A 22,677-nucleotide genomic window follows, 5' to 3' on the forward strand; every position below is an offset into this window, starting at 1 on the left:
TTTTATGACTCAAATAAGTGATGAAATAATCGATCGCGATTTTCAAAGAAAAGTTTCGTCGTTTGGTAATGCTCTGTTTCTTCTAATGTCGATTCGTGAATCCCTTCTTGAGTTAAAGAGTATATAGTAGATTCAGGATAAGCCATTAAAATAGGAGAGTGCGTCGCGATAACAAATTGTGAACCTTGTTCCGCTAGTTCGTGCATTCGAATAAGCATAGAAAGTTGCCTCATTGGTGATAGAGCGGCCTCAGGCTCATCTAAAATGTATAAACCTTGTCCTGAAAAACGATTCATAAATAATGAGAAAAATGATTCACCATGTGATTGTTTGTGTAGTGAGGTACCACCATAGGAGTCAATAATTGGATTTCCGGGTGCGTCTAAATCAGCATCCATTTCATCAATATAAGAAGCAACGTTATAAAATGATTCAGCGCGAAGAAAGAAACCGTCGTTTGGTGTATTGAAACTTTTTGAAATTCGAAGATATTCATGTAAAGATGAATGGGAATCGTTTGTGCTAAAACGGAAATTCTTCGTTCCACCTTCTGCATTAAAACCTAAAGCAATTGCAATTGCTTCGAGTAATGTTGATTTACCTGTCCCATTCTCTCCAATAATGAATGTTACATTTGGGTGGAAAGCTAGTGATTGCAAAGTTCGAATAGCGGGTAGACAGTAAGGATATGCGGAAAAGCTAGGGATATTTTCTTTTTTTAATGTGACATTTTTTAAAAAGGGTACGTCAATCAATATATAAACCTCAATTCATAACGGATTTTGATTCTAAAAAAGCAGCGAATACAAGTGTAATACAACTTGCTAGTAATATTGTATATTGAAGTGCGCCAAAACCAAGCCCTTCCCAGCTGAAAGTCATTCTCTTCCATATGAAAATGAAAAGAACGCTCATAAAGCCAAAGAGAGCAGGCATATATTTTATGATTTTCAAGTGCTTCCATAGAAAGAAGCCGATGTATGTACTTAAAAACAAGGTAGACAGAACAAGAAAAAATACAAGTGTTAACGACACGTGAACTCCTCCTATTTTCTGAATATTTCATGTGGATTATAACATTTAAACTATCATATTCCAATGTGAAAATAAATATTGCATAGAGATTGTTCATATCGTTATGATAATATGTATTCTATTGGAAATATGAAAAGGAGTTAAAATATGCCGTTTACATTTGCACATCCAGCAGCTGTTCTCCCTTTTGCTAAGAAACATTCTAGTTATATTTCGGTGACGGCTCTTATATTGGGTAGTATGGCACCTGATTTTGAATATTTTTTATATTTTAGGCCATACGGTATTATTGGCCATACATGGGCTGGTTTCTTCTATTTGAATTTACCACTCGTTTTTTTATTAGCATATGCATATCATCGTATTTTAAAAGGACCGTTTATAACACATTTACCTAAGCCTTTTGCTAATTACTATAAATATGTAGTAGATGCGAAGTGGGGGCTATATACTTGGAAGGACTTTTTTGTATTTTGCTATTCTGCTTTATTCGGTATGGTGACGCATGTCGTTTGGGATGCTTTTACTCATAAGACAGGCTATTTTGTTATGAAAATACCGCTGTTACAGCAAGAAGTATATAGTATTCCGATTTATAAATTTTTACAGCATGGGAGTACGTGTTTTGGTCTACTATTACTAATATATGTACTATGGAAATATAGGAGGGAAACTGATCAAGATACTAGTTTAACTTCGGAAAAAAAGAAATATTGGGCTTCATCTATCGTTGTGGCGATCATTATATTTATCGTTCACGCGTTATTAGACCCCTATTTTCATATTTTCCAAATAGGAGGTATAATAGTATCTGGACTGACAAGTTCGTTTTGTGGACTTCTTATTGTTTCTATAGTTTACAAATCAAGGGACTAATTTATATTAATGAATGATAGTGTTAGGAGAAATTAAATGATGAAAGCATGGAAAAGTATTTTTGTTTTATGCAGTTTTCTTCTTATGTTAAGTGGTTGCTTCCAGCAAGAAGAAAAGAAGGCAGAACCTAAAAAGAAAGAATCTATTCCAGAAACAAAAGAGTATGGTGGGCGTGAGCTTAAAAAAGTAGGACAAAAAGTGAAAGAAAAAGGGTGGGGGACATTTGAATTAGAACAGATTCATTCTGTGAATCAGACATTTGAAGTAGCCCCAATGAAAATTCACGTACAAGACGTTAAAGTTATCTCATTATCACAAATGAGCAAAGAGGCAAAAAATACATTGAAAGTGTATACTGCATTAACTCCTGAAGAAGTAAAGCGTAGATTGGGAGATAAAGTGAGTCAAGAAGATGCTGAATTATATGCATCGTTAAGTGGGACAGAGATTAGCGATACGATTCGGTATGTTGAAATTACATATAAGGTAGAGAATAGTGGAGATAAGAACATGCAATTTTTCTCTATGAATGATGTTGCTATAAATGACAAACAACATTTTAATGTAGCGACTCAAAACTTTTTATATGATGAAGATACGCTCGTTGGTACAAAGAGTGTTTCAAGGGAAGATTATAGGCCTGGTGAGACACGAGAAGGAATTATCGGTTTAATACTTGATGATGGAAAAGAAAAAGTAAAGGATATTAAGTTTACGACAGATGATTTAGCAGCAGGAGACACAAATGAAGCTGTTAAAGAACCGCAAACTTTTAATATTTCACTCTCTAAATAAAGTGTCTTTATAATAATTTAAGCAAAAACAGTCAGCATAAAAAGTTATGCTGACTGTTTTTTTAGCTCTTTCACATATGAATCTACACTTTGAAAAGGCACTGTAATTTTAAAAGCATCTTTTTGCTCGTTAAATTGTTTTTCATTATAAGGACCAAATCGTTTATTATGCTTTACATCGATGATCCAATAATGTTCACTTTTTTTATTTGTAATTGCTGCGTCAGGATTATTTGGATCTGATTTTTCCTCAATTTGCTTTGTGATAATGTATTTATCGTCCCAAGCAATTTCTGTAATTTTTGCAGGGATGTATTGTGTAGCATATACAGCATCCTGCGATGGGAAAAGTTCAAATGCATCTCCAGAAGTATGTATGAGTTCATATTCATCGTTAATTGTATAGGTCAAATGGTTTGTATTGCCTGTACAACCTGTTAATAAGAGTGCGGCAAATAGGATTATCCATCTTTTCAATATGGGAACCTCCTTTACAGTGCTGTTGTAACACATTGTACAAGAAAAGTAAGCGAAACGCCAGTTTACAATGTTTTTTAGAAGTGGTACGATGAGACGGGTAAAGAAGGATATGAAGGAGTCGACACAAAATGAAGTTAAAGATGCATCGTCCAGCGCTTGTAATGAATCGCATAGGTGCTTCCCTTATTGACATGTTTTTAATCTCGGTTACGTACGGTGCAGTAGTAGCTATTATTACCGGAAACTATAGTGCTATTTTCAATCGTTTTAATATAAGTTTAGGTGACTATAGATATGACCTTACACTTGTTTTCGTATTAATGGCTATAAATTTTATTGTGTTACCTTTTCTTTGGAACGGTTCTACACTTGGTAAAAAGGTAACAAGAACAAAAATAATCTCGTTAACAAGTGAAAAACTAACGTTACAAACATTAATAATACGATTTTTGGTATTATTATTACCAAGCATATTATTACTTGGAGTTCCATTAATATGCAATGTATATATGATGTTATTCCGCAAAGATAATTGTGGCTTCCATGATTTAATTGCAAAGACGAAAGTGATGAGTCTTGTATAATTAATATTTAGATTATACGTGCTACTAATGAAATAAGACTTTTTATCGTTTGTATATAAAAAGTCTTATTTTTAATTTCGTGAAAAATTTCATCATTATCTTTTTTTTGGAAAATTAGATAAATGGAATTGATATAGGGCGGATATTTCCTATATAATACCCTCCATATTATTGATGGATGTTTAAAGAAGCTGTAGCTAATTCAAACATCCTATTTTCGTTTTAAATAGATTGAAAATTAAGAGAATGGTATAATGGATATAAATAATATCGTTATATAACAAAGGGGGATTTAGAATGACTGGAGGTAGCTTAATATTTTGGGGGATTCTTATTTTTATTGGTTTAACCTTCGATCAATATAATAGTAAGAAAAAAAAAGAAACAGAAAAGTAATCGCTTACAAGTTGTGGAGTAAACTTTTCCTGCTTGCGGACTAATATAATAAAAGAGTATACTGAATGACGGTAAGACTTATAGAAGGGGTAATGAAAATGAAGCTTGCAGGGAAAGTTGCTATCGTAACTGGCGGTGGCATCGGTATTGGACGTAATACAGCTCTTTTGTTGGCTAAACAAGGCGCAAAAGTAATTGTGACGGACATTGATCAAGAAAGTGGACAAGCAACAGTGGAGGAAATTACGAATCTAGGCGGAGAAGCACTTTTTGTATCCTATGATATGGGAAAGCAAGGAGATTGGCAACGCGTTATCAGTATTACTTTGAATGCATTTAGTCGCATTGATATGCTTTTTCAAAATGCTGGTTTATATAAAATAGATTCTATTTTTTCTCGCCAACAAGAGAACGATTCCAATGTACTTTGTATTAATGACGTTTGGATAGAGATAAAACAATTAACGTCATCTTTTATGAAACAGCAAGAAGAAGTGGTGCTGAGTGACTTACCGATTTTCGGTATTATTGGCACGAAAGGACAATCATTTCATACAGTAGAAGCCCTCGTATAATAATGAAAACCGCCCTCAAAATATGTGGACGGTTTTTTTGTGTGTATTTTCAGCCATTCTAATTTCTTATCGTATAAGTAGCAACTATACAGAATACAAGTGATTTCGTACCCACTATTTTTTTGTTTTAATTTGGCACGGGGTAGGAAGAGGATCTGACCGTTTCTATGCATGGCTAGGTTCTCTTTTCTACCTAAAAAAGAAAGTGTTGTATTTGCATGTATACTTAGCGAATACGTTGTTCAGTTTGACTATCAAAGAAATGCGCTTTATTCATATCAAATGCTAGTTTAATTTGATCTCCAGGTGAAAATGCATGTCTTGCATCAACACGTGCTGCAAAATCTTGATCTCCAAGTTTCATATATAAAATGGATTCAGCCCCTAACAACTCTGCAACTTCAATTTTCGTTGTGAAAGTAGTAGATTGTGAAGCTTCTAAAAATAATAGTTCATCATGAATATCTTCTGGACGAATACCTAAAACAATTTCTTTATTTACATAGCCTTGTTCGCGTAATAACTTCATTTTTCCTTCAGATACTTTAAACTTTAGTGAACTGTCTATAACGAAATCGGTTTCAGTTAATTTTCCACGGAAGAAATTCATTGCGGGTGAACCGATAAAACCACCAACGAAAATATTTTCAGGTGTTTCATATACTTCTTTTGGAGTTCCAATTTGTTGGATTTTGCCGTCTTTCATAACAACAAGGCGTGAAGCCATTGTCATTGCCTCAGTTTGATCATGTGTTACATAAATTGTCGTTGTGCCAAGGCGGTGGTGTAATTTAGAAATTTCTGATCGCATTGCAACACGTAGTTTAGCGTCTAAGTTTGATAATGGTTCATCCATTAAGAAGACTTTTGCGTCTCGAACAATTGCTCTACCTAATGCAACACGTTGACGTTGTCCACCTGATAAAGCTTTCGGTTTTCTATCTAAATATTGTTCAAGCCCTAAAATTTGAGCTGCATGTTTCACTCGACGGTCGATTTCATCTTTTGGTATTTTTCGAAGTTTTAATCCAAATGCCATATTATCATACACACTCATATGTGGATAAAGAGCGTAGTTTTGGAAGACCATTGCGATATCTCGATCTTTTGGAGGAACATCGTTCATTAGCTTACCATCAATTGAAAATTCTCCTTTTGAAATATCTTCAAGCCCAGCTACCATTCGTAGTGTTGTAGATTTTCCGCAGCCAGAAGGACCAACGAATACGATAAATTCTTTATCTTGAATGTGTAAATTAAAATCTGTTACGGCTGTTACGTTATTATCATATATTTTATAAATATTTTCTAATTTAAGTTCTGCCATGATATTTCCCCCTAGAAAGTTTATGCAAACGTTTTCTTTGAATTTATTATAAACGAATAGATTCAAAAAAGAAATAAAAACACTATAAAAAAATAAAACGTTTTCATTATTCCTATGAATATATAATAAGTTCCACATGTTTTATTAGAAAAAGAAAATAAATATTGTAAGCGCTATTTTAAATTTGGATAGAATCTGTTATCATTCAGTAATGAAAACGTTTGCGCCTTAAAAAAAGAAAAAAGAATCAATAGTATAGATGAAATGGGGTAGCATAATGGAAAAACAATGGTGGAAAGAAAGTGTAGTATATCAAATTTATCCTCGTAGTTTTATGGATAGTAACGGTGATGGTATAGGTGATCTTCGTGGTATTCTTGCGAAGCTAGATTACTTAAAAGAATTAGGTATTGATGTAATTTGGTTATCACCAGTCTATGAATCTCCAAACGATGATAATGGTTACGATATAAGTGATTATTGTAAAATTATGAATGAGTTCGGAACAATGGAAGATTGGGATGAACTATTACATGAAATGCATAAACGTAATATGAAACTTATGATGGACTTAGTTGTTAATCATACTTCAGATGAACATAATTGGTTTATTGAATCATGTAAATCGAAAGATAATAAATATAGAGACTATTATATATGGCGTCCTGGAAATGAAGGGAAAGAGCCGAATAACTGGGGAGCAGCATTTAGTGGCTCTGCATGGCAATATGATGAAATGACAGATGAATATTATTTGCATCTGTTTTCTAAAAAACAGCCAGATTTAAACTGGGATAATGAAAAGGTAAGACAAGATGTTTATGACATGATGAAGTTTTGGTTAGAAAAAGGAATTGATGGGTTCCGTATGGATGTTATTAATTTTATTTCTAAAGAAGATGGCCTACCATCTGTTGAAACGGATGAAAAAGGATATGTTTCAGGGCATAAACATTTTATGAACGGTCCGAATATTCATAAGTATTTGCATGAAATGAATGAAGACGTATTGTCTCAGTATGACATTATGACGGTTGGGGAAATGCCTGGTGTAACGACAGAAGAGGCTAAATTGTATACAGGGGAAGCTAGAAAAGAACTGCAAATGGTATTCCAATTTGAACATATGGATTTAGATTCCGGAGAAGGCGGGAAATGGGATGTAAAACCATGCTCACTTCTTACTTTGAAACAAAATTTAACAAAGTGGCAAAAAGCATTAGAACAAACAGGATGGAATAGCCTTTATTGGAATAACCATGACCAGCCTCGCGTTGTATCTCGTTTTGGTAATGATGGAGCTTATCATACTGAATCAGCGAAAATGTTAGCGACAGTACTTCATATGATGAAAGGGACACCATATATTTATCAAGGAGAAGAAATCGGAATGACCAATGTTCGGTTTGAATCAATTGATGAATACCGAGATATTGAAACACTAAATATGTATAAAGAAAAAGTTATAGAGCGCGGCGAAGATATAGATAAAGTGATGCAGTCTATATATATAAAGGGCCGAGATAATGCTAGAACTCCGATGCAGTGGGATGATAGAGAACATGCTGGATTCACAACGGGTGAGCCTTGGATTGCGGTAAATCCTAACTACAAAGAGATTAATGTGAAACAGGCGATCCAAGACGAAGAATCAATTTTTTATTACTATAAAAAATTGATTGAGTTACGTAAAAACAATGAAATAGTTGTGTATGGAACATATGATTTAATACTAGAAAATAACCCTTCTATTTTTGCTTATGTAAGAACATATGGAGAAGAAAAGCTTCTGGTGATTGCAAACTTTACTGCAGAGGAATGTGTATTTGAATTGCCTGAGGACATTATTTATAGTGAAGCAGAGTTATTAATACACAATTATGATGTAGAAAATGTATTGATAGAAAACATTACATTACGACCGTATGAAGCAATGGTATTTAAATTGAAATAAGAAAAGCCTTATGCCACCCTGGCATAAGGCTTTTACTATTACCATTTTAAAATAGAGAATCCATACGGTGGAAGTGTAACTTGTAATACACTTGCTTCCGCTGAAAATTCTTCGTTTGTATAAATGTTAATTATTTTCTTCCTGGTAATATGAAGAGGGAGTGAAGTTGTAACTTCACTGTTAGTAGGATTTAAAACGAAAAAGATAGTTTCATCTTCATATGTTTTTGTATAAGAAATATAATTATGTTCATCATTTGCCTCAATGAATTGAAAAATACCGTTTCCTCCAAATGCTTTATGTTGTTTCCGTAATGAAATTAATGTTTGTATATGTGTAAATAAAAGAGTATCCTGTTCTTTTTCATCCCATATCATGCATTTGCGACAGCCAGGGTCCATTCCACCATCCATACCGATTTCATCGCCGTAATAAATACAAGGAGAACCGATGAAAGAAAGGTGAAATACATAGAGTAACTTTAACTTATTTTTATCCCCATTACATGTTGCTAAAATTCTAGGTGTGTCATGACTGTCTAATAAATGAAATGCTGCTTCATTTACATTCATAGAGTAGGAATGTAGAGAATCTGTAATTTGTTTCATAAATTCACTTGAATTAATGGACTCGTTAGCAAAGTAAGAAAGTAGAGCGTTTGTAACCGGATAGCTCATTACAGCATCAAATTGATCACCTTGTAGCCATGGGAGTGCATCGTGCCAAATTTCGCCTAAAATATATACTTCAGGATTCAATGCTTTTATTTCACTTCGGAATTCTCTCCAAAAACTGTGATCGACTTCATTTGCTACATCAAGGCGCCAACCATCTATATGGAATTCCCTTACCCAATAACGACCTACTTCAAGTAAATATTCTTTTACATCTGGATGTGCCGTATTTAATTTAGGCATATATGGTGTAAATGCGAAAGTATCATAGTTAGGAAGTGGCTCGGTTATAATTGGAAATTCATGAATATGGAACCAATCTTTATAGGCGGAATTTTCACCTTGTTCCAGCACGTCTTGAAATTTATCAAAGAAGTACCCGCTATGATTAAAAACAGCGTCGAGCATTACTTTTATACCATGTTTATGACACGCCTGAACGAGTTCTTTGAAAGTTTCTTTCGTCCCAAATTGTGGATCGATTTCCATGTAATCAATTGTGTCATATTTATGATTCGAATGAGCTTTGAAAATAGGAGTGAAATATATTCCGGAAATTCCAAGCTTCACAAGGTAATCAAGGTTTTGAATAATACCAGCAAAATCTCCGCCGAAAAAATTAGTTGGAGTTGGTTCGGTACTTCCCCAAGGGAGGGTGTTTGCCGGATTTAATGTGTTATCCCCGTTAGCGAATCGTTCCGGGAAAATTTGATACCATACTGTGTCTTTAATCCAGGATGGTGCTCTGAAAACGTCTTTTGCATGAATGAATGGAAAGCAGAAAAAGTTACCGACATCGTCATTTGGAATGTTAGAAAAAAATCCTCTTTCTGTATAAATAAGAGTGTCTACGTCGTTTTTTAATTCGAATCCATATCGTAAGCGTTTAAATTTCGGCTCGATTGAAACCGACCAATAATCAAATAAATCAGTAGATCCGGTTTTTTTCATAGGTGTACTCGCAGTAATCCATTTCCCATCTTGCCATTCATACGGATCACCGTAGATGAGGGCGGCGCTGTGAACATCATCTCTTTTTGTGTGTATTCGGATGTGAATTGTTTTTTCGTTGTAAGCGTATGCATAATTATCTTTTGGCCTATGATAGATCGCTTCTTTAAGCATATAGAAAATCCCCCTTTAATATCTCTATATATATTGTTACCTAAAATGAAATAATAAAGATTATGTTGCAAACGATTTCCTTTAACATAACTTTAATATTGCTTATAAGAGTAGTATTCATTTTATGTAAAGTCAATGAATAAAGAGTATGAGGAGATTATTTTGAAAATTAATATTTGCAAAATGAATAAAAGAATGTATAATGATAGACAAATAGCGCAAACGTTTTCATAGATTGAGATATTGTTTGCGCTTCTATTAAACCATTCAATGCAAACGTTTTCAACTTCTGAAGTACATAGACAATTTAGGGAGGTTTTTTGGGATGAAGAAAGCATTATCACTATTAACGATTTCAGCATTGTCAATCGGTATGTTATCTGCATGTGGACCGAAAGATTCAGGGAAAAAAGAAGCAAGTAAAGAGAAGAAAGATTATGATCTTCTCGTTTGGGAAGATGATAAAAAAGGTGTTGGTTTAGAACCAGCAGTGAAAAGCTTTGAGGAAAAATATAAAGTAAAAGTTAAAGTTGTTGAAATGCAAATGACAGATCAAGTGAAAAAGTTACGTCTTGATGGACCAGCGGGGACGGGACCAGATGTTGTAACATTGCCACACGATCAAATCGGAAATGCAGTAACAGAGGGCTTACTTTCTGAAGTAAAAGCAGATGATGCTGTGAAGAGTAAATTTACTGACTTATCAATAAAGGCACAAACATACAACGGGAAATTATATGGTTTACCAAAAGCAATTGAAACACCAATTTTTATTTACAATAAAAAATTAATGCAAAAAGCTCCAGAAACGATGGACGAGCTATTTAACTTCTCAAAAGACTTTACGAAGGATGGCAAGTACGGATTTTTAACATTAGGAGATAACTTCTACTTTGCTAACGCGTTTATGGCAGGTATGGGCGGATATGTATTTGGTGAGAAAGACGGAAAGCCAAATGCAAGTGATGTTGGATTAAATAATAGCGGAGCAGTACAAGGGGCTGAATATCTTCAAAAATGGTACAAAGAAAAGTTATTCCCGAAAGGTATTATCGGTGAGTCTGGTGGCCCTGCTGCTGATGGATTATTCAATGAAGGAAAAGCAGCATCTATTATGAACGGACCGTGGGCGTTCCAGGCGATGGAAAAGAACGGAATTGATTATGGTGTTGCTCCAATGCCAAAATTACCAAATGGTCAACCGATGAAAACATTTGTTGGGGTAAAAGGATGGCATGTAACAAGCTTCTCTAAACAAAATGATTTAGCTACAAAATTCACTGAGTGGGTAACAAATGAAGAAAACGCAAAAATTAGATTTGAGAAGACAAAAGAGATTCCTCCAGTAAAATCAGTAATGGAAGATCCAATTATTAAAGATAATGAAGCTGCAAAAGCAGTTGCAACTCAATCAGAAAATGGAATTCCAATGCCGAATATTCCAGAAATGCAAGAAGTATGGAAACCAGCTGGAGACGCGCTTCAGTTAGTTGTTACAGATAAAGAGGCACCAAAATCCGCTCTTGATAGTGCAGTGAAACAAATTAAAGGAAATATTGAGGCAAATCATAGTAAGAAAAAATAAGGTGAAATTCGTGCCTCTACTATAAGAGGCACGAATTCTCTCCCAGAAAAAAGGGGGAAGGAACATGCAAACATCTATGGAACCAGCAAACGGCTTAAAAGGTTCAAAACATAGGAAAATGGCAACCATGTTATCAATCATTCCAGGCATAGGCCAAATGTATAATAAACAATTTGTAAAAGGCCTTATTTTTCTAGTATTAACAGGTTCATTTATTGTAGCATTTGCTGATTTATTAAATATGGGATTATGGGGAATTGTAACACTCGGTACAGAAGTTCCACGTGACCATTCTGTCTTTCTATTAGTAGAAGGAATTTTGGCACTTATCGTCATAGTGTTTGGACTAGGAATATATGGATTTAACTTATATGATGCATACCAAAATGGGAAGAAACGTGATATAGGAACACCATTAAACTCAGTAAAAGAGCAATACCGTAACTTATTAGATCAAGGTTTTCCATATTTAATGGTTTCACCAGGATTTCTATTACTTATCTTTGTAGTTGTATTTCCAATCATTTTTGTAATTTTAATTGGATTTACGAATTATGACTTATATCACTCTCCTCCAGCTAAATTAGTAGATTGGGTGGGCTTTAAAAACTTTATTGATATTTTCACATTACCAATGTGGAGAGAGACATTTTTAAGTGTATTTTCTTGGACTGTCATTTGGACATTTGTTGCAACAACATTACAAGTTGCACTTGGTATTTTCTTAGCAATTATCGTAAATCAGCCTGGTATTAAAGGTAAGGCAATTATTCGAACAATCTTCATTTTACCGTGGGCTGTTCCAGCATTCGTATCTATTCTTGTCTTCTCGGGTATGTTTAATGAAACATTTGGAGCAATTAATAATCAAGTATTAGCTTTATTCGGGATTGAAAAGATTGCTTGGATGACAGATCCGTTTTGGGCGAAGATTGCTTTAATTATGATCCAAACGTGGCTCGGTTTCCCATTCGTCTTTGCAATGACAACAGGTATATTGCAATCGATTCCAGGAGAATTATATGAAGCTGCTACAGTAGATGGAGCAACTGCTTGGCAACAGTTCCGCAAAATTACATTGCCACTTGTTTTATACGCAACAGCACCAATTTTAATTACACAATATACGTTTAACTTTAATAACTTTAGTATCATTTATCTATTTAACGGCGGAGGTCCTGCTGTAGCGGGGCAAGATGCAGGTGGAACGGATATTTTAATTTCATGGATTTATAAGTTAACGATGACTTCAGCGCAGTACGGAAAAGCAGCAGCTCTTACAATGATTTTATCGTTAATCGTTATTACAGTTGCGTTATGGCAATTTAAGAGAACAAAATCATTCCAAGAAGAGGATATGATGTAAATGAATATTAAACGACAAAAGATGTTACGTCTTTCATTAAGTTATTTGGTTATCTTCATAATGTGTGCGATTATTTTCTATCCATTACTATGGATTATTGGTTCATCGTTTAATCCAGGAGATAGTTTGTCTGGTTCTAGCATTATTCCAAAAAATGCTACGTTAGATCATTATCGTAAGCTACTTGATCTTGATTCAAGTAATTACTTACTTTGGTATAAAAATACGTTAAAAGTTAGTGTTATGACGATGATTTTTTCGGTGTTAGCAATTAGCTTTACTGCTTATGCATTTTCGAGATATCGTTTTGTCGGAAGAAAAAATGGTTTATTAACATTTTTAATTCTACAAATGATTCCGAACTTTGCAGCGTTAATCGCACTATATGTATTAGCGCAGTTAACAGGATTAATTGATACACATCTTGCATTAATTTTAATTTATGTAGGTGGAGCAATTCCAATGAATACTTGGCTTATGAAAGGGTATTTTGATACGATTCCGAAAGAGTTGGATGAGTCAGCCCGCATGGATGGAGCAGGACACTTCCGTATTTTTTGGCAAATCATTATGCCGCTTGCAAAGCCAATCGTAGCGGTTGTAGCATTATTCACTTTCATCGGTCCATTTACAGATTTCATTTTAGCAAGTATTATTTTACGCACGCCGGAAAATTACACTTTAGCAGTTGGATTATATGAAATGGTAGCGAAAAAATTTGGTAATGAATTTACGACGTTTGCAGCGGGTTCAGTATTAATTGCAATCCCGATTTCGATTTTATTCTTATCACTACAAAAATACTTTATTTCTGGTTTAACAGCTGGAGGTACGAAAGGATGAGAAATGGGACATTATGTCCCATTTTTCTTTTCATCTCTCTATAAAAAAATTATAGAGAGATGAAAAGAGATTTGACATCGCATATGAAAAGAAGTGAAATAAATAGTATATTATAGTATAGGAAAAAAGAGCTATATCCCTTACAATACATGGAGAGGGAGAATATGATAAGTTTTGCAAGATAGAATAAATAAATGACAGTTTATGACTTCTCCTATGACTTGCAACGGGTGCAAGATAAAATATATGAAAATGGCAGAGAAGTGAAAGGAGGGGATTTTTATGACAGTTACAATTAAAGATGTGGCGAAGAAGGCGAACGTAGCACCATCAACTGTTTCTCGTGTAATTGCTGATAATCCAAGTATAAGTGAAAAGACAAAGCGCCGTGTTCGAAAAGTAATGAGTGAATTAGGGTATCATCCAAATTTAAATGCAAGAAACCTTGCGAACCAAACGACGAAGACACTTGGTCTTGTTATGCCGAGTTCTGCAAGTAAAGCTTTTCAAAATCCGTTTTTCCCAGAAGTTATAAGAGGAATTAGTTCATTTGCACATGTGGAAGGGTATGCGCTTTATATGTCGACTGGTGAAACGGAAGATGAAATTTTTAATGGTGTTGTAAAAATGGTACAAGGGCGTCAAATCGGTGGTATTATTCTTTTATATTCAAGAGAGAACGATCGGATTATTCAATACTTGCATGACCAAAACTTCCCGTTTGTTTTAATTGGAAAACCATATGATCGAAAAGATGAAATTACATATGTAGATAATGACAATTATACAGCTGCAAGAGAAGTAGCGGAATATTTGATTTCATTAGGCCATAAACAAATCGCATTCATCGGCGGTGGATCAGATTTACTTGTAACGAGAGATCGTTTGGCGGGGATGAGTGATGCTTTGAAACTAGCAGATATTCTATTGCCGAAAGAGTATATTTTACACTTTGATTTTTCAAGAGAGAGTGGTCAACAGGCCGTTGAGGAATTAATGGGACTAAAGCAACCACCGACGGCAATTATGGCAACGGATGATTTAATTGGACTTGGCGTGTTAAGTGCGCTTTCTAAAAAAGGATTTGTTGTACCGAAAGATGTTTCGATTGTAAGCTTTAACAATGCTTTATTATCAGAAATTGCTAGTCCACCACTTTCGACAGTTGATGTGAATATTTATCAATTAGGGTATGAAGCGGCAAAAGCTTTAGTTGATAAGGTGGAGCATTCTGAATCTACTTCAAAATGCATTATTATTCCGCATAAATTATTGAAGCGTCAAACTTGTGATTATTATGCAACAAAAAGCTAAGAGTTTAACTCTTAGCTTTTTTCTTTAGAAAGGCTTCTAAACGGTCACAGCCTTCTTTTAAAGTTTCGATACTATAAGCATAGGAAAGGCGAAGGTAGCCTTCACCGTATTCGGAAAATGCGGTTCCAGGAACAACGGCTAGCCCAGCTTCTTTTACAAGATCAAGTGCAAAATCAAATGATGAAGATGTTAAATGTCCAACATATGGGAATAAATAAAATGCACCTGTTGGCTTCTCAACCGTTAAACCCATTTGAATGAGTCTATTATACACGTAATCACGGCGTTTTTTGTATTGATAGCGCATCATCTTCGGGGCATCTTTAGCAGCTGTTAAAGCTTCGATTGCAGCATACTGAGCGATTGAAGTAGCACATGTAACATTGTATTGATGAACTTTTAATATGTGTTTTGCTAAATATTCTGGAGCAAATAAAAGTCCGATACGCCAGCCGGTCATAGAATGTGATTTTGATAAGCCGTTAATGACAATCGTCTTATCACGCATTTCTGGGAAATGAGCGATAGATGTGTGTTTTTCTTCATATACAAGTTCACTATAAATTTCATCAGAAAGAACGAAAATATTTTTATCTTTTAAGATAGATACAATATCTTCTAATTCTTCTTTTGATAAGGTAACACCAGTTGGATTAGAAGGATACGGTAAAACGACGCATCTTGTTCGTTCTGTAATTGCATTTCGCAGAGCTTCAGCTGTTAAACGAAATCCAGTTTCACGAACATCTATAAAAATAGGAGTTGCACCGCATAGTCGAATAATCGGCTCGTAACCAGGATAAATAGGAGCAGGCAAAATTACTTCCGTTCCTGGTTCTAAAATAGTTCGGAATGTAACATCAATCGCTTCACTAGCACCGATTGTAACAATGGTTTCGTTTTCAGGTGAATAATGTAAATCATAGCAATCCTTTACAAAGTTACAAGCTGCTTCGCGTAATTCTAGTAAACCAGCGTTATGTGTATAGCTTGTATAATTTTCTGTAATGGCCCGTTTAGCTGCTTCTTTTACTAGAGAAGGTGTAGGGAAATCGGGTTGCCCAATTGTTAAAGAGATAAGATTATCATAGTTTTGAATCATATTAGAGAACTGACGGATTCCAGAAATTTGGATGTCCTTCACTCTAGGATTAATGAATTGTTCCATTGTATCTCCCTTTCTTCCGTTTGAAAATTAAGTTCATTTTATCATATTTTCAACTATTACGCTTTGTTTATAAAATTCCCCCCGCTATTTGTGAAAGATAAGAATCGTATCTTAAAATTCAGTGGAAGTAAGAAATTATGTGAGGATTCAAATGTCTATAAGAGTATAAGCTGTGTGAGTTAATTAAAGTTTCACTTAAGCATAAACACAAAAAAAGCCGCTGCAAGCGACTTTTTAATAACCGTATTCCCAATCTATTTCATCTTCGTTCCAAAGTACGGAAGATACTTTGCCAAGATGGACAACGGATTCATTTACAGCACATGTACAGTCTTCATCCCCTGCTTTATGTTGCAATTCTTCGTATACGGATTTTTCAACGTTTTCTAGCACAACCAAATTTTCTTCTTTTAAAACAAGCGTAGTACCCGCCATATTTATCTTCCTCCTACTAAAGTAATGATCACTTATTTGTAAACATAGATAGTATGGATTATATGCTGTATTTTGCGATAGTTGTCCGTCTAGTGAAGTGTTTTTTATTTTCTTTGTAATCCGTATTCATTGTATACTGCACGAAGGAAATTTGGTACAGGGTTTACAATCATTTCGGAAATTTGTAACATTTATTATTAGTTGTTAACAAATAATTAACAAATATGTTAAGAAAAATCAAAATTTTAAAACAAATAGACTTATAAAATGATATAATCATATCAAAATACATATAGGGGATGAGAGGCTATGGAGCTGATTCGTGATTTAATGATCCAAATTGCCATCATTATTTTACCACTATTTTTATATGAAGCGATTCGTTTAAATCGTTATCAAGGAATGCTTCCGAAGCCTAATCGCTACTTTATTATGTTTTTATCTAGCGTTACACTCGTTCTCTCCATGACATACTCTATTTGTTTTGGTTCCGTTTGCGGATACAATTTTCATCCAGTCCCGATTGTTAGTGGTTTTTTATATGGTGGGATTGTTGGGCTCATCCCTGCCATTATTTATGTTGCATATGAATGGATTTTTAAGGGGCTTAGTTGGTTGCCTATGGTAGAAGTTATATTTCTTTCGATAATTCCATTATTTTTGTCAAAGAAATGGTCTCTTTTTTCAAGAGATAAGAAGCTAATATTAGCTTTTATGATTGCATCATTTTATGTTCTTGTTTCATTAGTAGTCGGGATGTTGAATGTCCTTTTAGAAACAGGTTTTACACCGTACATATCTAATCTATATAGTGGGTATATATTTGCATCACTTATTATGGTTATGACAATGGTATTTCAAGTGTATTTGACTGAGTATTTAAACGAAAATGCATTATTGCGTACAGAAATGCAAAAATCAGAAAAACTTAATATTGTAAGTGAGTTAGCTGCAAGTGTTGCACATGAAGTTCGAAACCCTCTCACTGTTGTACGAGGGTTTATTCAATTGCTAGAGAGTACGGAAGACGTAAAAAACAAAGATTATATGCGTCTCGTATTAGCTGAACTGGATCGTGCTGAACAGATTATTTCAGATTATTTAAATTTAGCAAGGCCTCAAATTGAAAAAAAAGAACATATTTGTTTATCAGCACAATTAATTGAAATGACAACTCTTATGTCATCATTTGCAGCGATGCAGGGCGTTTATTTGCAAGTTGAGATTTCTGAGAGCCTTTATACTATCGGCGATAAGACGAAATTGAAGCAAGCTATTATGAATGTTGTTAAAAACGGTATTGAAGCAATTCAAGGAAACAAAGGGTATTTAAAAGTAACAGCTATTCAAAAAGATGAATTGATAATAATAAGAGTTAAAGATAGTGGTGTTGGAATGACAAAAGAACAGTTAGTAAGGCTTGGACAACCGTATTATTCTTTAAAAGAAAAAGGAACAGGATTAGGCCTTATGGTAACATTTAGTATTTTACAAGCGCATAATGGCACATTGGAATATAAAAGTGAAAGCGGAAAAGGAACTGAAGCTATTATTATATTGCCAGCTGTACGATATAAGGAATAAAAGTTACCGATAGAAGGTAACTTTTTATTTTTCGTGCATTAGAAAAAGTTACAAAATTTCATTCATTTATTTTTTCTTGTTTTGTTCGAACGAATAAACTTTTAAATGATTGAAAGAAGCTTTGCTCTTTTGAGGCGGCGACTAATCTTTTTGTTTCTTGAATTTCACGAATAACTTGCATAAGTTGTGTATCACGGTTGCTGTCTTTATTGTAAATTTGATTGACAAGTTTATTCATTTTTTCTTCTTGTTTGGATTCTCGCTTATACATATGATTCATTAATAAGTCCATCTTTTCTTTTTGGAGTGCATCTGTTTGAGCGGCGTGAACAACTAGATCTTGTAACATTTTTTCTTGTGAGCCTTCTTTTACATAAACTTGTTGCATTAGTTCATCTAATTTCTCGTCTTTTAAACGATTTTGTGTAATGAGAGTAGAGTTTTGATGAATAATTGCTTCATTTAATTGAGCAAGCATTTCAAGTTTTAGCATGAACTCCTCAAAGTTACGCCCATCTTCTTTTGGTTGCACTTCTTGTTTATCTTGAATAACAGGTACAGGTGGGGCTTCTTTTTCTTTTAAAATAATAGGTATTGTTTCTGAAATGTCCTCTTGTAATGTAGCAGCTCTTTCATGTATAGATTTCAATAGTTTTAAATCATCCAATTTATAAATACGAGCATCAGCTGTTTTTGAAATGATATAACCGTGTTCCTCTAAGAGTTGGCTATATTTTCGGACTATATGTTTTGGGATACCTGTTTTATTTGTAACATCTTTCGTTTTATAAATAGCTTCCATGATAGTTCCTCCCCAAAAAGTATCGTATATATCATTTCAACCTTTTATGAGGACTTCCTTTGAAAAAGAATGTCGGAAGGTTATTAGTTTTCTACAGCATTAGTGAAAAGATGAAGAAAAATGAATGTTTTTGGCGGAATGGAGAGGAAGAGCTAAAATAATGTCTGAAAACATACATAGAAGAAGTTTGTTATAATAACTGAGGAAAAGAAATTGGTAGGAACACGGAGGTACACATGAAGCAATTTAAAGGTATTATCATTTCAATTATTGCAATTCTTTCTCTTTTGGTAGCGGTATATGAAGTACTTGTGCCAGAGGAGACAAGTACTAAAAAAACAACTACGTATGATCAAATTCTAGAGTTCCCGAAAGAACGATATCCAGAGACCGGGAAACATATAACGGATGCTATAAAAGAAGGACATTCGGAAATGTGTACAATTGATCGTAATGGTGCAGCGGATAGAAGGAAATTATCGTTAGCGCCATATCCGACGAAGAAAGGTTATGATCGTGATGAATGGCCGATGGCGATGTGTAAGGAAGGCGGAAAAGGAGCTCATATTGAATATATAAGTCCAGCAGATAACCGCGGTGCAGGTTCTTGGGTAGGGAATAAGCTAGACAAATATCCAGATGGTACGCGTGTGAAATTTGAAGTGAAATAGTAATTGGCATACATTTCATAGTGGAGGAGAGGGATAGTTATGGAATTAACAATTTCATATTCGCAATTAATGATAATGAACTATGATGGTCAGCAGCCTTATGTAGATTGGACTCCTGAAGATTTTGAAAGAGGCTATGCTGAGGTGGATGGAGCTATTATTTTTGAAGCAATCTCTGACTATACTTGTGAAGTGGAAGTTACTTGTGGAAATCATATTGAGAAAGAAGAAGTGGTTAGAACGATATCAGTTCCTTTCACAGTGAAGAATGAAGAAGTATATATAACAAGTATTCTTTCTAATAAATATCATATTCCTATTCCGAACGGGGAATATATGATAGTCTTGCAGGCAACTCCTCTTGAAGAGCCATCAGACGATGAATTGTATAAAGTACAATACGACTTCTATTTTGAGAGTGTAGAATAAAAAAACGTGTTATCCTTTTTGAAGGATAACACGTTTTTTATTATGCGTTTGTTTTTAGGAGAGAACGAGCGTCTTTTGCTGCCTGAACCATGTGCTCTAAAGCAGGTATAACTTCCTCAGTTCTTCGTGTTTTTAAACCACAGTCTGGATTAATCCAGAAATATTTAGGGTCACATACTTGTAAAGATTGTTCTACGATTGTGAACATTTCATCTTTACTTGGGACACGTGGGCTATGAATATCATATACCCCTAGACCAATTCCTTTTTCATATGTTGTATGCTTTAATGTATTAATAAATTCTCCATGACTTCTTGATGTTTCGATAGAAATAACATCTGCGTCTAACGCTCGAATTGCATCTACAATATCTTCGAAGTTACTATAACACATATGAGTATGAATTTGTGTTTCATTTTCTACAGAAGATGTTGCTAAAAGGAATGATTGAACTGCCCATGTAATGTATGCATCCCAATCTTTTTCTTTTAACGGCATACCTTCACGAAGTGCAGGTTCATCGACTTGGATTACTCTAATTCCGGAAGATTCAAGTAATTCAATTTCATGACGAAGTGCTAATGCAATTTGATATGAAACTTCTTTTCTTGAAATATCATTTCGAACGAATGACCAATTTAAAATAGTGACAGGTCCAGTTAGCATACCTTTTACTACTTTCTCTGTTAAGCTTTGTGCATATACAGTTTCTTTAATAGTCATTCCACTTATAAAGGCAACATCACCATAAATAACAGGTGGTTTTACGCAACGAGAACCGTATGATTGTACCCATCCGTTTTTAGTAAAGGAGAAACCAGCAAGTCTTTCTCCAAAATATTCCACCATGTCAGTTCTTTCGAATTCACCATGTACTAGTACATCAAGACCAATATCTTCTTGGTAACGAATCCACTTTGCAGTTTCTTTTTCAATGAATTGATTATATTGTTCATTTGTAATATCGCCGTTACGCCACTGTTTACGTGTTTGACGAACTTCAGATGTTTGCGGGAAGCTACCAATAGTTGTTGTTGGTAACAACGGTAATTTTAAAGCTACTTGCTGTAGTTCATATCGTTTTTCAAATGGAAGAGGACGTGAGAAATCATCTTCTTTAAGTGATGTACGTGCCACTTTTACATCTTCACGATTACGTGCAGCTGATGAGCGGATTGCATGATGTGCATTACGATATGTTGTTAAATCGCTACTGATGCTTTCTACACCTTTAGTAAGAGCAGAATGGATAAGGACTAGTTCTTCTAATTTTTGATTAGCAAATGCAAGTGCATCAAATAATTCACTTGTTAAGTGCGTTTCTTCCGTTTTATCAATTGGAGTATGCAATAAGCTACAAGAAGGTTGAACAATTAAACCTTTTGCTGTGATTTGATTTTGTAATGTTGTAAATAAAGAAAGTACATCATCAAGATCAGCTCTCCAAATGTTACGGCCATCTATACAACCGATAGCTAAAATTTTATCAGCTGGGAATCCGTATTTTGAAATAGCATTTACATTACCTTCTTTGCCATGAACAAAGTCTAATCCAATACCGGAAACAGGGAATGTAATAATTTCTTCATAGTTCTCTTCTACACTATCAAAATATGTTTGTAGAAGAAGATTAGCATTTGGAACCTCTTTATGAATAGCTTCGTAAAGTTCTTTCGCTTGATTAATTTCATCTTTTGTTAAAGATGCGAAGATTGGTTCGTCAACTTGAATAATTTGTGCTCCAGCTGCGTGTAATTCAGAGAATAGTTGTACATAAGGTGCAACTAGCTCTTTTAAAATAGTGGCAAATTGCTCTTCGTTATAACCTTTTGCTAGTTTTAGGAATGTATAAGGGCCTAAAATAACTGGTTTTCCATCAACGCCTAACTCTTTTTTCGCTTCTTCATATAAACGAAGAGGACGATTGTCTTTTAAAGAGATTTGTAATCCTTCTTCATATTCAGGAACAATGTAATGATAGTTTGTGTTAAACCATTTTGTCATTTCAGAAGCAACGTGATCTTTAGAGCCGCGTGCCATTGCAAAATATACATCAAGGTAAGAGGTAAACTCTGAAAAACGTGAAGGGATGAATCCTAACATGTAGGCCGTATCCAGAACGTGGTCATAATATGTAAAATCGCCAACTGGAATTAATTCAATTCCCTTTTCTTGCTGTACTTTGACGTGTTGAAGGCGAATTTCTTTCATTGTCGTTAAAAATTGTTCTTCATCAATTTTATTGGACCAAAAAGCTTCCAATGTTTTTTTCCACTCTCGTTGTAGTCCGATACGTGGATAACCTAAGTTACTTGTTTGAATTGCCATTTTAAATTCCTCCCTAATTGAAAGTAAGCATTTCCGTTTACTCGGAAATACCTATAACAAAAAGCATAAAGGCATAGAAAAATAAGCCTTCCTTTTTGTTCTTAACACCTCATCATCATCCGTGAGTCTATCAGTGTTGTTAAAATAGGCAGGTATCCTGACTTATGCTTCATATAATTTCTTTCACCTTCCCGTTTTCACAGTGGCACAAAAAAGAAATCTCAGCATTTACAGTGGCGGGACCGTGTTGGAGTTTCACCAAACTTCCCTTTTAAACACGAAGTGAAATATTCGTGTACCTATTTTCCTTTTGAAAGGAATTTAACAAGCG

General features: G+C 34.5%; 22 protein-coding genes and 1 riboswitch. Of the genes, 13 read left to right on the top strand and 9 right to left on the bottom strand.

All coding sequences use genetic code 11. The features are described 5' to 3' along the window. Nucleotides 1-2: 2 nt before the first annotated feature. On the bottom strand, nt 3-755 hold the full coding sequence (locus tag DET63_RS15505; protein WP_002138158.1) for an AAA family ATPase: 753 nt from the start codon (nt 753-755) through the stop codon (nt 3-5). A 10-nt stretch (nt 756-765) separates the two neighbouring features. Next, nucleotides 766-1,035, bottom strand: a complete 270-nt coding sequence (locus tag DET63_RS15510) for a hypothetical protein (RefSeq protein ID WP_113937203.1) — start codon at nt 1,033-1,035, stop codon at nt 766-768. Nucleotides 1,036-1,182: 147 nt separating this feature from the next. Between DET63_RS15510 and DET63_RS15515 the strand changes: the two genes are divergently transcribed. After that, the gene (locus tag DET63_RS15515) at nt 1,183-1,911 is read left to right on the top strand and encodes a DUF4184 family protein (RefSeq protein ID WP_113937161.1); all 729 of its coding nucleotides are present in this window, start codon (nt 1,183-1,185) and stop codon (nt 1,909-1,911) included. Between the two features lie 36 nt (nt 1,912-1,947). Then, entirely contained in the window at nt 1,948-2,706 is a 759-nt protein-coding gene (locus DET63_RS15520; protein ID WP_002066932.1) for a hypothetical protein, read from the top strand. Nucleotides 2,707-2,750: 44 nt separating this feature from the next. Here the strand turns inward: DET63_RS15520 and DET63_RS15525 are convergent, their stop codons facing one another. Beyond that, the gene (locus tag DET63_RS15525) at nt 2,751-3,182 is read right to left on the bottom strand and encodes a DUF3997 domain-containing protein (RefSeq protein ID WP_002033805.1); all 432 of its coding nucleotides are present in this window, start codon (nt 3,180-3,182) and stop codon (nt 2,751-2,753) included. A gap of 131 nt (nt 3,183-3,313) precedes the next feature. Between DET63_RS15525 and DET63_RS15530 the strand changes: the two genes are divergently transcribed. From DET63_RS15530 to DET63_RS15540, 3 genes are all read left to right on the top strand, one after another. Further along, nucleotides 3,314-3,769, top strand: a complete 456-nt coding sequence (locus tag DET63_RS15530) for an RDD family protein (protein ID WP_002014800.1) — start codon at nt 3,314-3,316, stop codon at nt 3,767-3,769. A gap of 297 nt (nt 3,770-4,066) precedes the next feature. Next, on the top strand, nt 4,067-4,165 hold the full coding sequence (locus DET63_RS15535) for a hypothetical protein (protein ID WP_002142992.1): 99 nt from the start codon (nt 4,067-4,069) through the stop codon (nt 4,163-4,165). 65 nt (nt 4,166-4,230) lie between these two features. After that, nucleotides 4,231-4,740, top strand: coding sequence for an SDR family NAD(P)-dependent oxidoreductase (locus DET63_RS15540; protein WP_000218424.1), 510 nt, complete (start codon nt 4,231-4,233; stop codon nt 4,738-4,740). A gap of 226 nt (nt 4,741-4,966) precedes the next feature. On the opposite strand, the gene DET63_RS15545 is transcribed toward DET63_RS15540, so the two are convergent. After that, a complete protein-coding gene (locus DET63_RS15545) occupies nt 4,967-6,067 on the bottom strand; it encodes an ABC transporter ATP-binding protein (protein WP_113937162.1) in 1,101 nt (366 codons plus the stop codon). 277 nt (nt 6,068-6,344) lie between these two features. Here DET63_RS15545 and malL point away from each other — a divergent pair, with 277 nt between their 5' ends. Then, complete coding sequence (gene malL, locus DET63_RS15550; RefSeq protein ID WP_142675683.1) at nt 6,345-8,021, top strand: oligo-1,6-glucosidase; 1,677 nt, start codon at nt 6,345-6,347, stop codon at nt 8,019-8,021. 38 nt (nt 8,022-8,059) lie between these two features. Here the strand turns inward: malL and DET63_RS15555 are convergent, their stop codons facing one another. Continuing rightward, nucleotides 8,060-9,820 (bottom strand): alpha-glycosidase, encoded by a 1,761-nt coding sequence (locus DET63_RS15555; protein ID WP_113937164.1) that lies wholly within the window; start codon nt 9,818-9,820, stop codon nt 8,060-8,062. Nucleotides 9,821-10,145: 325 nt separating this feature from the next. Here DET63_RS15555 and DET63_RS15560 point away from each other — a divergent pair, with 325 nt between their 5' ends. From DET63_RS15560 to malR, 4 genes are all read left to right on the top strand, one after another. Further along, entirely contained in the window at nt 10,146-11,405 is a 1,260-nt protein-coding gene (locus tag DET63_RS15560) for an extracellular solute-binding protein (protein ID WP_113937165.1), read from the top strand. 64 nt (nt 11,406-11,469) lie between these two features. After that, nucleotides 11,470-12,771: a maltosaccharide ABC transporter permease MalC gene (gene malC / locus DET63_RS15565; RefSeq protein WP_113937166.1), complete on the top strand. Its 1,302-nt coding sequence runs from the start codon at nt 11,470-11,472 to the stop codon at nt 12,769-12,771. Continuing rightward, nucleotides 12,772-13,614, top strand: coding sequence for a maltosaccharide ABC transporter permease MalD (malD, locus tag DET63_RS15570; RefSeq protein WP_002088365.1), 843 nt, complete (start codon nt 12,772-12,774; stop codon nt 13,612-13,614). Nucleotides 13,615-13,896: 282 nt separating this feature from the next. Next, nucleotides 13,897-14,928 carry a maltose operon transcriptional repressor MalR gene (gene malR, locus DET63_RS15575; protein ID WP_113937167.1) on the top strand — a complete coding sequence of 344 codons (1,032 nt, stop codon included), beginning with the start codon at nt 13,897-13,899 and terminating at the stop codon, nt 14,926-14,928. A 4-nt stretch (nt 14,929-14,932) separates the two neighbouring features. On the opposite strand, the gene DET63_RS15580 is transcribed toward malR, so the two are convergent. Further along, the gene (locus DET63_RS15580; protein ID WP_113937168.1) at nt 14,933-16,096 is read right to left on the bottom strand and encodes an aminotransferase A; all 1,164 of its coding nucleotides are present in this window, start codon (nt 16,094-16,096) and stop codon (nt 14,933-14,935) included. 234 nt (nt 16,097-16,330) lie between these two features. Further along, nucleotides 16,331-16,531: a hypothetical protein gene (locus DET63_RS15585; protein WP_000929276.1), complete on the bottom strand. Its 201-nt coding sequence runs from the start codon at nt 16,529-16,531 to the stop codon at nt 16,331-16,333. Nucleotides 16,532-16,840: 309 nt separating this feature from the next. Here DET63_RS15585 and DET63_RS15590 point away from each other — a divergent pair, with 309 nt between their 5' ends. Further along, nucleotides 16,841-18,115, top strand: a complete 1,275-nt coding sequence (locus tag DET63_RS15590) for a sensor histidine kinase (RefSeq protein WP_113937169.1) — start codon at nt 16,841-16,843, stop codon at nt 18,113-18,115. Nucleotides 18,116-18,173: 58 nt separating this feature from the next. On the opposite strand, the gene DET63_RS15595 is transcribed toward DET63_RS15590, so the two are convergent. Further along, complete coding sequence (locus DET63_RS15595; protein WP_002014816.1) at nt 18,174-18,917, bottom strand: DUF3967 domain-containing protein; 744 nt, start codon at nt 18,915-18,917, stop codon at nt 18,174-18,176. A gap of 236 nt (nt 18,918-19,153) precedes the next feature. Here DET63_RS15595 and nucA point away from each other — a divergent pair, with 236 nt between their 5' ends. Further along, the gene (nucA, locus tag DET63_RS15600; protein ID WP_002014817.1) at nt 19,154-19,588 is read left to right on the top strand and encodes a DNA-entry nuclease; all 435 of its coding nucleotides are present in this window, start codon (nt 19,154-19,156) and stop codon (nt 19,586-19,588) included. A gap of 39 nt (nt 19,589-19,627) precedes the next feature. Continuing rightward, a complete protein-coding gene (comJ, locus tag DET63_RS15605) occupies nt 19,628-20,017 on the top strand; it encodes a competence protein ComJ (protein WP_002088359.1) in 390 nt (129 codons plus the stop codon). A gap of 40 nt (nt 20,018-20,057) precedes the next feature. On the opposite strand, the gene metE is transcribed toward comJ, so the two are convergent. Further along, complete coding sequence (metE, locus tag DET63_RS15610; protein WP_113937170.1) at nt 20,058-22,346, bottom strand: 5-methyltetrahydropteroyltriglutamate--homocysteine S-methyltransferase; 2,289 nt, start codon at nt 22,344-22,346, stop codon at nt 20,058-20,060. A 130-nt stretch (nt 22,347-22,476) separates the two neighbouring features. Beyond that, nucleotides 22,477-22,664: riboswitch (cobalamin riboswitch) on the bottom strand. Between the last annotated feature and the right edge of the window lie 13 nt (nt 22,665-22,677).

The sequence above is a fragment of the Bacillus sp. DB-2 genome (assembly GCF_003315125.1).
Classification (GTDB): domain Bacteria; phylum Bacillota; class Bacilli; order Bacillales; family Bacillaceae_G; genus Bacillus_A; species Bacillus_A mycoides.

Coding starts and splice junctions, on each gene's coding strand:
- DET63_RS15515 (WP_113937161.1), top strand. CDS start 1,183: ATGCCGTTTACATTTGCACATCCAGCAGCTGTTCTCCCTTTTGCTAAG.
- DET63_RS15520 (WP_002066932.1), top strand. CDS start 1,948: ATGATGAAAGCATGGAAAAGTATTTTTGTTTTATGCAGTTTTCTTCTT.
- DET63_RS15530 (WP_002014800.1), top strand. CDS start 3,314: ATGAAGTTAAAGATGCATCGTCCAGCGCTTGTAATGAATCGCATAGGT.
- DET63_RS15535 (WP_002142992.1), top strand. CDS start 4,067: ATGACTGGAGGTAGCTTAATATTTTGGGGGATTCTTATTTTTATTGGT.
- DET63_RS15540 (WP_000218424.1), top strand. CDS start 4,231: ATGACGGTAAGACTTATAGAAGGGGTAATGAAAATGAAGCTTGCAGGG.
- DET63_RS15545 (WP_113937162.1), bottom strand. CDS start 6,067: ATGGCAGAACTTAAATTAGAAAATATTTATAAAATATATGATAATAAC.
- malL (WP_142675683.1), top strand. CDS start 6,345: ATGGAAAAACAATGGTGGAAAGAAAGTGTAGTATATCAAATTTATCCT.
- DET63_RS15555 (WP_113937164.1), bottom strand. CDS start 9,820: ATGCTTAAAGAAGCGATCTATCATAGGCCAAAAGATAATTATGCATAC.
- DET63_RS15560 (WP_113937165.1), top strand. CDS start 10,146: ATGAAGAAAGCATTATCACTATTAACGATTTCAGCATTGTCAATCGGT.
- malC (WP_113937166.1), top strand. CDS start 11,470: ATGCAAACATCTATGGAACCAGCAAACGGCTTAAAAGGTTCAAAACAT.
- malD (WP_002088365.1), top strand. CDS start 12,772: ATGAATATTAAACGACAAAAGATGTTACGTCTTTCATTAAGTTATTTG.
- malR (WP_113937167.1), top strand. CDS start 13,897: ATGACAGTTACAATTAAAGATGTGGCGAAGAAGGCGAACGTAGCACCA.
- DET63_RS15580 (WP_113937168.1), bottom strand. CDS start 16,096: ATGGAACAATTCATTAATCCTAGAGTGAAGGACATCCAAATTTCTGGA.
- DET63_RS15585 (WP_000929276.1), bottom strand. CDS start 16,531: ATGGCGGGTACTACGCTTGTTTTAAAAGAAGAAAATTTGGTTGTGCTA.
- DET63_RS15590 (WP_113937169.1), top strand. CDS start 16,841: ATGGAGCTGATTCGTGATTTAATGATCCAAATTGCCATCATTATTTTA.
- DET63_RS15595 (WP_002014816.1), bottom strand. CDS start 18,917: ATGGAAGCTATTTATAAAACGAAAGATGTTACAAATAAAACAGGTATC.
- nucA (WP_002014817.1), top strand. CDS start 19,154: ATGAAGCAATTTAAAGGTATTATCATTTCAATTATTGCAATTCTTTCT.
- comJ (WP_002088359.1), top strand. CDS start 19,628: ATGGAATTAACAATTTCATATTCGCAATTAATGATAATGAACTATGAT.
- metE (WP_113937170.1), bottom strand. CDS start 22,346: ATGGCAATTCAAACAAGTAACTTAGGTTATCCACGTATCGGACTACAA.